Genomic DNA, 13854 nt, shown 5'->3' with positions numbered 1-13854 from the left:
AAGCGATAAACAGCCCCATAAAATATAACAGAGGATAAATTTTATTCATCCCCATCCATATGCGTTTTTCTACATGATTCACAGAGACTGCTTTGCTAATACCTGAACCCTATGGCTGATTAGTCCATTTTGTGAAAACGGGAATTCACAGCAGACAATGAAAATATAATTTTAATAACCGAACAAAGAGAAGGGGTTCAAATGAAATCTTCTTTTACGATTCATCCCCTGGGGGACAGAGCGATTCTGATCGAGTTTACCAGGAATATTTCCATTTCTGCTCACGAAAAAATTATGCAAGTGTCTGTTCATCTAAAAAAACAAAACTACTCCTGGATTGAAGACGTTGTTCCGGCTTATACGACACTGACGATTTTTTATGATCCTCTCAAGGTATCAGATCCTTATCCCTACCAAACAGTATGTCAAAACATGGCACAGTGTTTGTCCGCCGTGGATGAGGAATGGAAGAAAACCAGCAAAACAGTTGAAATTCCTGTCTGTTATGGCGGAACGTTCGGACCAGATCTGAAAAAAGTAGCGGCGATGAACAACCTTAAATCTAAAGAAGTGATTGACCTTCACAGCAGATCATTATATCGGGTATATTTCCTCGGATTTTCCCCGGGTTTTCCTTTTTTGGGAGATTTGAGTCCAAGCATTTCAGCACCAAGAAGAAAAATTCCGAGAAAATATGTTCCGGCCGGGTCGGTCGGAATTGCAGGAAATCAGACGGGGATCTATCCCCAGGAGGGCCCCGGGGGGTGGCAAATGATCGGTCGCACCCCTATTTCCCTTTTTTCAGCAGATCAGGAGCCGCCATCTTTGCTTCAGCCGGGTGATCAAGTATCGTTTGTTCCTATTTCAGAAGAAGAATTTGTAAAGCGGAAGGGGGAACAACGTTCATGATCTTATTAAAACCAGGAATGCTGTCAGTCATACAGGACCAGGGGAGGACAGGATACCGATCCTCAGGAGTTGCAAAGAGCGGGGCCATGGATGAACTGGCAATGGGGATTGCCAATTTCCTTGCGGGGAATTCCCGGAATGAAGCAGTGATGGAAATGACTATCAAAGGTGCCGCTCTGGAAATTGTGAAAACCGCCAGAGTAGCTTTTTTTGGGGCAGATATGAAACCCGAATTAAACAGCAGGCGATTACCTCCCAATTGTTCCATTGCAGTAAAAAAAGGAGATATACTGGCTTTCGGTTATGCGCAAACAGGATGCCGCTGTTATCTGGCTGTTCAGGGAGGGTTTGATGTTAAACCAGTTCTTGGAAGTCGGAGCACCCACTTGCAGGCGAAATTTGGTGGGCTGGAAGGGAGAGTGTTAAAAAAAGGGGATCACCTGCCAGTCAAACCATGTTTTTCAAAGGAACATAGAGATAGGTCACCAACCATTTGGTTAAATCCGGGTGTTTCTTCATATTTCACACGTGAGACAATCCGTTTTATACCCGGAAGACAGTATAGCTGGTTCTCAGAAGAAGCAAGGCAATTATTCCTAAAGCAGGGTTATACCCTTTCTCCAGATTCCAATCGAATGGGTTATCGTCTAGAAGGCGAGTGGCCGATTATGATCAAGGAAAAAAAGGAGATGATTACAGAAGGTGCAGCGCCAGGAAGTATACAGGTTCCGGGCAGTGGCCAGCCGATTATTCTCATGACTGATTCCCAACCCACAGGAGGGTATCCGAAAATTGGAGAGGTCATTTCTGTCGATTTACCTGTACTGGCACAAAAAAAACCAGGTGACCGGATCCATTTTGAGACTGTGACCATCAAAGAAGCTCAGAAACTTTATGCAGAAAGGGAAAAAAAGATTTCTGTCCTGCATAAAATGATACAAGAGAAACTGGGGGAATCATTCGGTGAAGACGATTGATCTAAATTGTGATATGGGTGAAAGTTTTGGTGCATATAATCTGGGAAATGATGAACAGATATTGAAATATATTTCCTCAGCGAACGTGGCATGCGGTTTCCATGCGGGTGATCCGGCAGTTATGGACAGGACTGTGAAACTGGCCATCAAATACGGGGTATCCATTGGTGCTCATCCGGGACTTCCCGATCTAGTCGGGTTTGGGCGGAGAAAGATGGACGTTTCACCAGAAGAAGTTTATCAAATGGTTGTTTACCAGACCGGGGCCTTGAAAGCCTTTGTACAGGTTCATGGAGGCCAATTGCGTCATGTAAAACCTCATGGTGCATTATACCATATGGCCGCTGCAAATCAGGAATTGGCGGAGGCCATTGCCGAAGCGATTGCACATCTGGATTCATCGCTCATTTTATATGGGCTTTCAGGGAGTGAATTGGTGAAAGCCGGCGATCGAAAGGGACTTCTGACGGCCAGAGAGGCGTTTGCTGACCGGACTTATCAGCACGACGGAACGCTGACTCCGAGAACTTCCCCGAATGCCATGATTCCATCGGGTCAGGAAGCCATCCATCAGGCTATGAAACTGGTCATGGAAAACAGGGTTCAGGCCGTGAACGGGGATATCATTGAGGTTCAGGTGGATACCATCTGTCTTCACGGGGATCGTGAGCATGCCATCACATTTGCAGAAAAAATCCACCATACTTTTCTGAAAGAAGGGGTTCGAATAAAGGCGATCAAATAAGGGTTGCTGTACCTGGATTCATAGAGATGAAGGAAAGGCGCAGGAGTGTAATAAAGATCTGGCTTCCCGTGAGAGAAGGTCAACGATTTGATGTTTAATCAATGATTGATCTTCTTAAATTCAGCAACATTTTTTGTTCCAGCAGCTGAAGTTAAAGTTTATTCCGATGTAGTGGTTCTTTTAAAATGGAGCGGGATAAACGAAAAGATCTCCTCCTAATGCCATTGCCTTTGCTGCTTCCATGCCGTTTGTTATCCCTCCGCTGGATAATGGTTTCTACGGGATTCCTTTGACGAACATCTGTTATGGCTTTAGCTATTGAAATGCCCAAGCCTTAAAAGCTTATGGTTCCCGGGTTAGCAATGAATGGGGAGAAGGGGCAAAACGCCGAAGTAGCGTATTCTTTTTTTTCAGAGAGCTACCCTTGTGGAACCGAGTGCCATCCTCAACCACTTTTTCAGCTGTCAGAAAAAGCCGGCGATTCATCGCTTTCCCTAGTTCAGTTCTCCCGGTCATGAACTGATCATCAATGGTATGTTCATATGTTTTCCTAAAAGGATGTGGAAAGGGAAATATGATGAAAATTGACTTCCGGCTATGCCTGATAGGGGAAGCGGTAATGTTAAAACCTGTCGGAACCGTCTGTATGTGAGCCAATATCGATGTGTTCTAGTTTGAGTCGGTCCATGTGATTGTTCAAGAAGGAAGGCACCTGCTTTCATAAACATTCAGTTGTACAGGATCTTCGGGCAGCTTCAAACCAAACCATCCTATATATTACTTCAAAGACAAAAGCCGGAGTCTTTTCGGATAAAAGTTTTTCAGCACACCTTTAACATCTTTTCCCCAACCTAAAGGATATCCGTCGATGGTCACTAACGTCCAGCCATGATCAGTATCGGTTTGCATCGTTTCCCCGCGAATATAAGGTTTCCAATGATCAGAATCTGACTTCAGGTTTAAGGTATGTTGGACCTGATCCTCTCGCAGAGCCATGGCCAAAGCATGAGCTGGCTCGAAACGGTTTTTCTTAAATGTTCCAAGGTGTAGTCCTCCACGTAGAATGTTTACCTGTTTTAGGTCAGGATATCCTTCAGGCAGCATAAAAAGTTGTTGTTTTACTTGATATAAGGATCCAGATAGATCCATGTTCAAACATGTTCGGGCAAATGGTTCAAACATGGCCAAATCTCCCTTTTTTACGCGGGCCTGTTTGACGGGCAGGGAAGAAGGGGTCGTTTCTTCTGTTTTTCGTAGCTTTGCGATAAAATGCCCTTCTCCGATGCCGGACTGGGGCCAGATTCTGGCGGTGTATGTTAACGATTGATGTTGATGGATGCTCCATTCAGGCCGCCCGTCTTCCATCCCCGGACCTTTTTCAATCGATTCGAGCTTCAGCCCGGGATACCGATGTAAAAGCTGTTCAATGGTCTGTTCATTTTCCTCGGGAGAAAACGTACAGGTGGAATAGACAAGCACGCCATTGGTTTTTAGCATAGCATATGCATGATCGAGTATTTTCCGCTGAGTGATGGAGCATTTTTCAACGTGCTGGATGGACCAGAATTCCCGGGCCTCTGGATCTTTACGAAACATCCCTTCACCGGAGCAAGGAGCATCTACGAGTATGCGATCAAACCAGCCCGTAAATGTTTGAGATAGATTTTCAGGAGATTCACTGGTGACAATCGCATTCGTAATACCCATTCGTTCTATATTCTCCACCAGGACTTTGACTCGTTTCGGATGAATTTCATTGGCAACGAGCAACCCTTTTCCTTTCATTTTTCCTGCAATTTGTGTACTTTTTCCCCCGGGAGCGGCACTCAAATCAAGAATTTGTTCTCCAGGTTTTGGATCGAGCACTTCAACTGGAGCCATGGCACTCGGTTCCTGAATGTAATACAGCCCTGCCAGGTGGTAAGGGTGCTTTCCCGGCTTTTCTTCTTCATCAACATAATATCCTGTGGGACAAAAGGGGACGGGTTTTAGTGGAAAAGGGGCACGTTCTTCCCATTCTCCCGAAGTCATTTTCAAAGGATTAAACCGCAGCCCTTTGAGGGGTTTTTCATCAAGACTGCTGATAAAGGATGTATATTCTTTCCTGGATAATAGTCCGGCCATTTTTTCCTTAAATGATTCTGGGAGCTTCATGGTATTATCTCCTTCCACGTACGATAAGTAATCGGTATAGTTATACCAGATTTGAAGGAAAAAATAAATGCCAGAACTCTATCTAAATAGGACGTTGGATTGGTCCCGGACTCCCGAGTATGCCTTTTCTGACTTTTTCCCGTCATCTCACATCATCATGCCAACCAACAGTTCATTCAATGTGGGGAACAAAAAACATAAAAGCCATCCCGCATCAGGAAGTCGATATGCGGATGGCCTTTATGTTTAGTTGCGGGTCCCTTCCATCAGTTGATTTTTATACAAATCAGCATAATGGCCGTTTCTATTGATCAACTCGTCATGGGATCCTTCTTCGATTAACTTGCCGTTTTCTAAAACAATGATCCGATCTGCATTTCGTATGGTGTTGAGACGGTGGGCGATGACAAAGCTTGTCCGGCCTCTCATCAGTCTTTCAAGGGCTTCCTGAATTTTGACTTCTGTGACGGTGTCAATGCTGCTTGTCGCCTCATCCAAAATTAATAGTTTGGGATCCCTGAGAATAGCCCTGGCGATCGTTAACAGCTGTTTTTGCCCCTGGCTGATGCCGCTTCCCTCCGGATCTAAAACCGTATCATATTGCTGGGGAAGTTTCATGATAAAAGAATGGGCGTTGGCCAGTCTGGCGGCTTCTATGATTTCGTCATCGGTAGCGTCTAATTTTCCATAGCGGATATTTTCCCGAATTGTGCCCTGAAACAAAAATGCATCCTGCAGGACAAATGCCATATGTTTCCGCAGACTGGATCGTTTAATGCTTTTGAGGTCAATTCCATCGAGTAAGATTTGGCCACCATTGTAATTGTAAAACCGGGAAATAAGGTTAATGACGGTTGTCTTTCCGGCTCCGGTATGACCGACAAAGGCGACGGTTTCACCTGGTTTCGCTTCAAAGGAGATGTCATCTAAAACAACTTCATCTTTATTGTATGCAAACGTAACATGCCGGAACACGACATGTCCATCAGGTTCTTCGATCGCAATCGCGTGTTTTTCATCCAGTTCTTCCCGATCTTCGTCCATAATATCAAAAACCCTTTCCGCACCAGCTACTGCGGAGAGAAGCTGGTTAAACTGGTTTGACAGTTCGTTTAACGGACGGGTGAATTGTCTGGAAAGCTCGGAAAAAATCACAATTGTTCCTACCGAGGCCAGATCATGAAGGACCAGAATTCCTCCCACAAAAGCAATCAGGGCAAAACTGAAAGCGTTAAGCATATTCATGAGCTTTGGTATAGCTCCGGAAAACACCGCTGCCCAGTAACTCGCCTGCATCACAGAGTCATTTTTTTCATGAAATTCATTTTTAACCCGGTTTTCCTGGGAGAAGGTTTTCACGATCCGCTGGCCAGATATCGTTTCTTCTACATATCCGTTCATTTCACCCAGACGTTTTTGCTGTATTTTAAACAGCGGACCCGTTCGTTTCGTAATCCATCTCATTCCGATCACCATCATTGGAATGATGATAAGGGTTACGATAGCCAGCAGGGGACTTAAGTAAAACATAACGGTTACTGTCCCGATTAATGTCAGGATGCTGGAGGCAATCTGGATGACCGAAGTATTTAACGTGTTGCTGATGTTATCCACATCGTTCGTGACCCGGCTCATAATTTCCCCGAACTGGCGTCTGTCAAAATAGGCAATAGGAAGGCTGTGTAACTGATCAAAAACCTGAGAGCGGAGGCGAAATACCGTATTCTGCGCAATGCCGATCATCCAAAATTGCTGTAAAAACATGGATAATGAGTAAAAACTATATACCACTAACAGTCCGATGATGACCGTTCCCAGTCCTGTTTCTTTTCGTTCTACAATAAAGTCATCGACAGCCATTCCAATCATGTACGGCCCAAGGATCGCGAGAGCTGAACTGGCAACCACCATTAAAAGCACCAATAGGAGAAGCCATTTTTCCTCCATTAAATAGCTGATCAACCGCCGGATGGTTCCCTTCCAGTCCCTGACCTTTGGTTTTGCCCGGACATCTTTAACCTGTTCAGCTTCCTGTAAGTCGACCTTTTCATATTGAAAGGGCTCAAGAAAGATATTCCTGATGTTCATCGTTTTCCTCCTTTCCATATTGGGACTGGACGATTTTTTGATATAAACTGGATGTCGCTAACAGTTGTTTGTGGGTGCCGGCAGCAATGAGCCTGCCCTCATCCATCAAAATAATTCGGTCGGCTGTCATCGCGGTCGTAATTTTCTGAGTAACCATCAGAATTGTACAATCATATTTTTGGATGGCTTGAAGCAATTTTGTTTCTGTTTTTAAATCGAGTGCACTGGTACTGTCATCAAGCATTAAAATTTTAGGTTTGCGTACCAGGGCCCGGGCAATCGACATTCGCTGTTTTTGCCCCCCTGATAAATTGACCCCTTTTTGTCCGATCATGGTTTCATATCCCTCTGGCAGACCGGCAATGGTATCATGGATCTGCGCATCTTTTGCTGCCTGGATGATTTCCCCTCTGGTTGCATCATTTTTTCCCCAGGCAATATTTTCGAAAATGGAACCGGTAAACAACAGAGGATCCTGGGGAACGTAGCCGATTTTTTTTCTCAAAAGATCGAGTTTCATGTCACGTACATCTACCCCATCAATCCGAATCTTGCCCCCGCTTACATCATAAAGCCGGGGGATGAGCTGAAAGAGGGTGGTTTTACCCGAACCGGTCGCGCCGATAATTGCGATTTTTTCTTTTGGTTTAGCGGTAAAGGTGATGTTCGAAAGGATTTTTTCCTTTGAATCGGGATAACGAAACGAGACATCATGAAATTCGACTTTGCCGGCTGTAATCGTATGGTGTGCGTTTGCCTGCTCGGATTCCAGAAGGTCAATTTCGGCATTCATGACCTTTTCCAGTCGGTGGGCCGATGCGGTCATTCGTGCAAATGCCATGGACAAAAAGCCAAACATTCCGATAGCCATGGAAACTCTCAATGCATAATTGACAATGGCTACTACTTCCCCGACAGTGGCCCGGTTGTTTGAAATCTCAATATTTCCATACCATATAATGAACAATAAGCTCATGTTCATGACCAATAACAGAACAGGCATGGATGTTTCAATGAACCGGAGAGATGTTTTCGTGTACTGCATCAATTCGTGATTAGCCTGTTTGAACCGTCCCCTTTCAAACCGACTTCGCAAAAAGGCTTTAATCAGGCGAATGCCGGATAAATTTTCCTGCATGACCCGATTGACCTGATCAAGCCGGTCTTGAACAAGTTCAAATAAGTGTCTTGCCTTTTTTAATACCCAGAATAAAAATCCGACTAGTAAGGGAACAAGAATCAAAAAAATCATTGCAATGCGCCAGTTCTCCACAAAAGCCATCATAACTCCTCCCGCAACGAGCAGGGGAGCGCGGATCATAATCCGAAGCCCCATAAATATTCCGTTCTGAATCTGGCGCACATCATTGGTAAACCGGGTTATTAAGGTAGATGTAGGGTATTCGTTTAAATTTTTGAATGAAAACGCCTGAACTTTTTCGAATAGTTTTTTTCTTACATCGTATCCAAATCGAAACGTGACATGGGATGAGTAAAACGAATTGGTAACACCCGCCAAAAAAGCAAGTAGGGCGAGCCCCATCATAATCAATCCCCACATCACCACTGTGTGTAAGTTGTGAGCAACAATCCCATCATCAATCATTTTTCCTAAGAAAAAAGGAAGGAGCAGTTCGACGGCTAATTCAATGAGCATCAATGACCAGGCAACAGCCATATGGGCGTAATAGGGTTTTAGATATTTAAACACAAAGTGCATGATGGATCCTCCAGACAATAGACATTTCCAATGATATTTATTTTACAATGAATTGTACATTTTGGCAGTTTTAAAGTTTTTTCATGTATTCACCAGGGGATCAATCCTGATCATACACCTTATACGGGAGATATCATAATTGATCAAACCAGTGGCTTGTACGTGGTGGCCATTATATTTCATTAATCGCAAAAGAAAGTTGAGAAAATCCCACAAAAAAGCAGAAAAAAATCTATCGAAAACGATCGAATTTTCTCAACAAGAAATGGTTGAAACGAGTATGAAAACTTTATTACAATAGAAACAAGCCTCGATCAATACTCATAACTAGACGCTTTTTTTTGCTGCCCCTGGTGGGCAGCACTTTTTTTTGCCTGAAACATATTTCGATCCGAAGGGGTTTTAGAACCATTAAAGATTTTTTCATGTTTTTTAGACGGTGGATTCACCAGGTGTTTATAGGTAATAAAAATCTGATTCATTCGTTTCTGGATAAAAATTCGGGGAAAGAGTGTAACCTTTTACGGTATTTATCCTTCAAATATATAGAAAGTGTAGTATAATGGATATTGATTTTAACAAATGTTTACACTCCATTTACATTCGTTTCAAAGAGGATGCTACATGTATGGTATTCAACCGAACACGAAACAATGGAAATGATGTCCTATCATTCTGAAAATATCCACACGTTATTGAACCAGGATGGAAAGTAATAACTTCTTCAAAAGATCAGGAAAAGGACATACTAAACAACGAGGAGGGTCTTTTGTATATGTTTAAGGCCTTAATAATTTGTTTTCTGATTTCAGTCCTTGTTACGCCATTCGTTAAAAAACTGGCGATCAGATTAGGGGCTGTTGATCAGCCGAACCAGAGAAAAGTTCATACAAGAGCCATGCCCCGTTTAGGGGGATTAGCCATATATATGAGTTTTCTCGGGGGAATGATTTTATTTTTCCCGAACGATTCAACGATCTGGCCGATTCTGATCGGTGGACTCATTATTATCGTGACAGGAGTCATGGATGATATCAAGGAGTTAACCCCATTATGGAAACTGACAGGTCAGCTGGCTGCTGCTCTCGTTGTTGCCATAGGAGGTGTTACCGTCGATTTTATTAACCTTCCTTTTGGTGAGGGGCAGCTTCACTTTGGGCATTTTAGCATCCCTATTACTATTTTGTGGATTGTCCTGGTAACCAATGCCATTAATTTAATTGATGGTCTGGACGGGTTGGCGGCAGGCGTTTCTTCCATCGCATTGCTCACCATATCTGGACTTGCGATCACTATGGGTAATACTTTTGTGGTGATTATTGGCTTTATTTTACTTGGAAGTACACTGGGCTTTTTGGTGTATAATTTTTATCCGGCAAAAATTTTTATGGGAGATTCAGGAGCGTTATTTTTAGGTTTCATGATCAGTGTACTTTCTCTGTTAGGATTTAAAAATGTAACATTGTTTTCGTTTGTCATACCAATGATCATTCTGGGAGTGCCTTTTTCAGATACCATTTTTGCCATTGTTCGCCGGATTCTTCACCGGAAACCGATTTCAGCTCCAGATAAGTCTCATTTGCATCACAGTTTGTTACGTCTTGGTTACAGCCATCCCGAGACAGTATTAATGATTTACACCATGAGTGCTTTATTTAGTCTCGCGGCTGTTATTTTTACTCAGTCCACTCTGTGGGGAGCTCTTTTTATATTAGGAATCGTGATGCTATTAATTGAAATTATTGTGGAAATGACTGGCTTAATCAGCCATAATTATCGCCCTTTGCTAAATTTAGTGCGGGACAACAGAACGAAAAGATAATCTAATCCGACTGCAGGCTTCTAATTTTGTTAGGAGCCTTTTTTATACGAAGGAACCAGCATGGACGGCTGCCCTTCTGTCACTGTCTATAAGGATAAGCTTTATTTGACAAAATTTAATGCCTGGGCATTCGTCTATTACAATAAGAGACTCCCAATATTTCTGGCATGCCTGGATGAAGACTCGGCAGGAGTAACGATCCATTCATAGTACAGGGGGCGATTGTTTTTTGTATAAAGCATCGCAAGAGGAATCCGCATATCTCAACGAAACAGGGTTTTGAAACAAATAAAAAAGGATTCCGGGACCAATTACGTCTCCGGAAATCCCAATCACTAAGTGCTTCAATTATAAACCGCTCTCGTATGATTCTGGCTGAGTAAGCGCCGGATGGTTTTCATCAGTGATCAGTGACTGTTCAAGCTCCAGATGGGCCTGTAATGTTTCTTTTACTTTGCTCAGGTTCGTCTGATCCAGCTGGTAATAATAAATTTCATCGATGATGGAATGATTCCCCTGTAACTGCAACGTTTCAATGTTAAAGGATTTTCGGTTCATGACATAGTCATGAAATGACACGATTTCGTCAAAACTTAAATTTGTGCTCATATTCCCGCCCAATGACTCAATGACATCGTCATATTGGCCAATGGATTGAATGGATGCGGCTTTGCGAAAGATCGCTTTCAATAATTCCATTTGTCTCTTGCCGCGTTCAAGGTCACTGTCATATTTTCTCGTGCGGGCAAGGGCAAGAGCCTCTTCCCCATTAAGATGCTGCGGTCCTTCTTCTAGATAAATGGCATTTTCTACATCATCGCTGTTTTTTTCACTGATGGCAAAAGGTACATCAAATTCAATCCCGCCCAGCGCATCAACAACTTCAACAAAAGCATCAAAATTCAATCGGACAAAATAATCAACAGGAACATCGAATAAATGCTCCACTGTTTCAATAGAAGCATCAATTCCGCCATAGGTATGAGCATGTGTGATTTTGTCATACCGGCCTTCATAGGGGACATAAACATAGGAATCCCTTGGGATGCTCACCAGTTTGATGGATTTCTCTTTTTCGTTAAAAGTAGCCAGAACCATGGCATCTGAACGGGCGCTCTCACTGAAATTTCTGGAATTGCTATCATCAATACCCAGAAATAAAACAGAAATATTGTCGTATTCAGGGTCAACTGACTCTGTTCGTTTCTCGGATATGTCGCCCCGTTTTAATTCAATTTGCGCCTTTTCCGTTGTATCCTTTGCCATATCGGTTAAATAAACAGCATAGCCGACCGCTGCACCGGTAGCAAAGATTAAAAGGGCAACCATGGCTCCTATAAACCATTTTAACTTTTTGCGCCTTTTTATTTTTTGACCCATTGTTGTTCAATCTCCTTTTACTGCGGAGTTACATCTTCCTCGATATATTTCATTTGACCATGAGTAATGGTGATCTGATTGCTGGTGAGGTTAATGAGCCAGTTTAATGCTGTCTCTTCTTCATCTTTCGGAACATATATGTTCAGTTTGACCTTATCGGTATATTCCATTCCATCGATGATATAGGAGGAAGACCGCAGTTCATTTTCCAATTTCCCTAATAAAGCATAATCGCTTTCAACGATGATTTGTTTCATCAGTTGTCTTCTAACAATACCGGTCATCTGAAGAGCCTCTGAAGTTGCACGTGAATAAGCCCGAATCAATCCGCCAGCACCCAGTTTAATCCCCCCGAAGTAACGGGTGACAACGACTGCGGTATCTTTCAACTGCTTTTTCTTTAAAACTTCGAGTATCGGAATGCCGGCCGTTCCACTCGGTTCACCGTCATCATTTGCTTTTTGTATTTGATCGTTTTCGCCAATCATATAAGCTGAACAGTTATGGGTTGCATCATGGTGTTTCTTTTTAATGGCCTGAATAAATGCCTGGGCTTCCTCTTCTGTTTCAACCCGTTTGACATAACCGATAAATCGGGATTTCTGAATGACGATTTGATTTGATCCTTCTTTTTTTACGGTATAATATTGATTTAACATCTTGCGGTAAGCCTCCTGACAATTCATTATAAAAGAGTCGATAGAAATCAGCAAACATTTTTCAACCGAAAAAAGCCTGTCAAATTGTGGTGTTCATTTACATATTAAGGGGTTAAAAAAATTTAAATTTATAACTTTTCGGCAGCAAACGAGATTTTTAAATAGGAATTTTTGAATAAGTACCCTCATAAGAGGATTAGGCCAAACGAATGAATTTCATGAGAAAAGTGGAGGAGAATTTCCATGTCCTTTACAAAGAATGGTGAAAAAGCATTAAATCAAGTCATCGATGAGATGATTGAAGCTGTATCCCATAGTAAAGAAGAAGTACTTCACATCAGCGAAGAAACGAGAGCAGAAATTGAAAATCTGGAGAAGGAACTGGAGTCTATAAAAGTACGGGTACAGGAAATGATTGAAGAAGAACAGGAGCTTGAAAAAAGAGTAAAAAAAGAACGGTATCGGCTGTCTGAGGTCAGCAAACATTTTGACAGATATACCGAGGAACAGGTGCGTGAAGTTTATGAGCGGGCACATGAAATGCAGACAAAGCTTCTGGTTCACAGGGAAAAAGAAAAGGAAATCAGAAGGCGCCGGGATGAGCTGGAGAAAAGACTAAAATCCCTTTCACGTACCATTGATCGTGCCGAACGGCTTTTAAGCAAAATCACAACGATTCTAAAATATTTGACCGATGATTTTCAGCAGGTTTCTGATGCAATTGAAGATGCGAAAGAAAAACAGGCTTTCGGGCTAAAAATTATTGATGCACAGGAGGAGGAGCGGCGGCGACTATCACGGGAAATTCATGATGGGCCGGCTCAGATGCTCGCCAATGTGCTCCTCAGGTCAGATCTTGTGGAGCGCACCTTTCGTCAGCGTGGTGTTGAGGCCGCTATGAGAGAAGTCAAAGAGATGAAAGAAAATGTTCGTTCTGCCCTTTATGAAGTTCGACGAATTATTTATGATCTGAGGCCAATGGCCCTGGATGACCTGGGATTAATTCCGACGATGAGGAAGTATTTGGATACCGTCGAAGAATACCATGACACCCGAATAGAGTTTCAATCTTTCGGACAGGAAAAGAGGATCGATTCGAAATATGAAGTGGCTTTATTCCGATTGGTGCAAGAAGCCGTACAAAATGCCGTCAAACATGCAGATGCTACACTCATTCAGGTTAAAGTGGAGTTGAAGAAAAGCAAGGTGAACATGATTGTAAAAGATAATGGGGTTGGTTTTAATCCTGATAAAAAAAAGGAAGGGTCTTTTGGAATCATTGGAATGAAGGAGAGGGTTGAGATATTGGACGGAGAACTTATGATTGATTCTGCACCGGGTCGGGGAACGAAAATTGAAATAAAAGTCCCACTTCGGCCTTAAGAATAAATTGCTCTATA

The 13854-nt window shown here is 42.8% G+C and carries 10 protein-coding genes; 5 read left to right on the top strand and 5 right to left on the bottom strand.

Going from position 1 to position 13854, the window contains the following annotated elements; all coding sequences use genetic code 11:
* Positions 1–201 precede the first annotated feature (201 nt).
* Genes pxpB through EDD68_RS09700 form a run of 3 tightly spaced genes read left to right on the top strand, consistent with a single transcriptional unit; the run spans position 202 to position 2631 of the window.
* The gene (pxpB, locus tag EDD68_RS09710; protein WP_132372052.1) at positions 202–909 is read left to right on the top strand and encodes a 5-oxoprolinase subunit PxpB; all 708 of its coding nucleotides are present in this window, start codon (positions 202–204) and stop codon (positions 907–909) included.
* Positions 906–1886, top strand: coding sequence for a 5-oxoprolinase subunit C family protein (locus tag EDD68_RS09705; protein WP_132372051.1), 981 nt, complete (start codon positions 906–908; stop codon positions 1884–1886). Before pxpB ends, EDD68_RS09705 begins: the two co-directional genes overlap by 4 nt.
* On the top strand, positions 1873–2631 hold the full coding sequence (locus tag EDD68_RS09700) for a LamB/YcsF family protein (RefSeq protein WP_132372050.1): 759 nt from the start codon (positions 1873–1875) through the stop codon (positions 2629–2631). The genes EDD68_RS09705 and EDD68_RS09700 overlap by 14 nt, the downstream gene beginning before the upstream one ends.
* A gap of 777 nt (positions 2632–3408) precedes the next feature.
* On the opposite strand, the gene EDD68_RS09695 is transcribed toward EDD68_RS09700, so the two are convergent.
* The 3 genes from EDD68_RS09695 to EDD68_RS09685 all read right to left on the bottom strand — a co-directional run bounded on the left by EDD68_RS09695 (position 3409) and on the right by EDD68_RS09685 (position 8593).
* Positions 3409–4785: an RsmB/NOP family class I SAM-dependent RNA methyltransferase gene (locus EDD68_RS09695; RefSeq protein ID WP_132372049.1), complete on the bottom strand. Its 1377-nt coding sequence runs from the start codon at positions 4783–4785 to the stop codon at positions 3409–3411.
* 246 nt (positions 4786–5031) lie between these two features.
* Positions 5032–6873, bottom strand: coding sequence for an ABC transporter ATP-binding protein (locus tag EDD68_RS09690; protein ID WP_207902568.1), 1842 nt, complete (start codon positions 6871–6873; stop codon positions 5032–5034).
* Positions 6848–8593, bottom strand: coding sequence for an ABC transporter ATP-binding protein (locus EDD68_RS09685; RefSeq protein WP_132372048.1), 1746 nt, complete (start codon positions 8591–8593; stop codon positions 6848–6850). Before EDD68_RS09685 ends, EDD68_RS09690 begins: the two co-directional genes overlap by 26 nt.
* A gap of 775 nt (positions 8594–9368) precedes the next feature.
* On the opposite strand from EDD68_RS09685, the gene EDD68_RS09680 reads away from it, so the two are divergent.
* Positions 9369–10415 carry a glycosyltransferase family 4 protein gene (locus EDD68_RS09680; protein WP_132372047.1) on the top strand — a complete coding sequence of 349 codons (1047 nt, stop codon included), beginning with the start codon at positions 9369–9371 and terminating at the stop codon, positions 10413–10415.
* A 348-nt stretch (positions 10416–10763) separates the two neighbouring features.
* On the opposite strand, the gene EDD68_RS09675 is transcribed toward EDD68_RS09680, so the two are convergent.
* Positions 10764–11795 carry an LCP family protein gene (locus EDD68_RS09675; protein ID WP_132372046.1) on the bottom strand — a complete coding sequence of 344 codons (1032 nt, stop codon included), beginning with the start codon at positions 11793–11795 and terminating at the stop codon, positions 10764–10766.
* Between the two features lie 17 nt (positions 11796–11812).
* Complete coding sequence (locus tag EDD68_RS09670; protein WP_132372094.1) at positions 11813–12454, bottom strand: YigZ family protein; 642 nt, start codon at positions 12452–12454, stop codon at positions 11813–11815.
* A 243-nt stretch (positions 12455–12697) separates the two neighbouring features.
* Between EDD68_RS09670 and EDD68_RS09665 the strand changes: the two genes are divergently transcribed.
* The gene (locus EDD68_RS09665) at positions 12698–13837 is read left to right on the top strand and encodes a sensor histidine kinase (RefSeq protein WP_132372045.1); all 1140 of its coding nucleotides are present in this window, start codon (positions 12698–12700) and stop codon (positions 13835–13837) included.
* Positions 13838–13854: the final 17 nt, after the last annotated feature.

This window comes from Melghiribacillus thermohalophilus (assembly GCF_004342905.1).
Taxonomy (GTDB): domain Bacteria; phylum Bacillota; class Bacilli; order Bacillales; family Alkalibacillaceae; genus Melghiribacillus; species Melghiribacillus thermohalophilus.
The sequence above is the reverse complement of the archived record's forward strand: the minus strand, read 5'-3'. Positions and strand labels throughout refer to the sequence as shown.

Bases quoted from the DNA above. Each gene is read 5' to 3' on its own strand.
- EDD68_RS09665 (WP_132372045.1), top strand. From the start codon at position 12,698: ATGTCCTTTACAAAGAATGGTGAAAAAGCATTAAATCAAGTCATCGAT.
- EDD68_RS09705 (WP_132372051.1), top strand. From the start codon at position 906: ATGATCTTATTAAAACCAGGAATGCTGTCAGTCATACAGGACCAGGGG.
- pxpB (WP_132372052.1), top strand. From the start codon at position 202: ATGAAATCTTCTTTTACGATTCATCCCCTGGGGGACAGAGCGATTCTG.
- EDD68_RS09670 (WP_132372094.1), bottom strand. From the start codon at position 12,454: ATGTTAAATCAATATTATACCGTAAAAAAAGAAGGATCAAATCAAATC.
- EDD68_RS09680 (WP_132372047.1), top strand. From the start codon at position 9,369: ATGTTTAAGGCCTTAATAATTTGTTTTCTGATTTCAGTCCTTGTTACG.
- EDD68_RS09685 (WP_132372048.1), bottom strand. From the start codon at position 8,593: ATGCACTTTGTGTTTAAATATCTAAAACCCTATTACGCCCATATGGCT.
- EDD68_RS09695 (WP_132372049.1), bottom strand. From the start codon at position 4,785: ATGAAGCTCCCAGAATCATTTAAGGAAAAAATGGCCGGACTATTATCC.
- EDD68_RS09675 (WP_132372046.1), bottom strand. From the start codon at position 11,795: ATGGGTCAAAAAATAAAAAGGCGCAAAAAGTTAAAATGGTTTATAGGA.
- EDD68_RS09690 (WP_207902568.1), bottom strand. From the start codon at position 6,873: ATGAACATCAGGAATATCTTTCTTGAGCCCTTTCAATATGAAAAGGTC.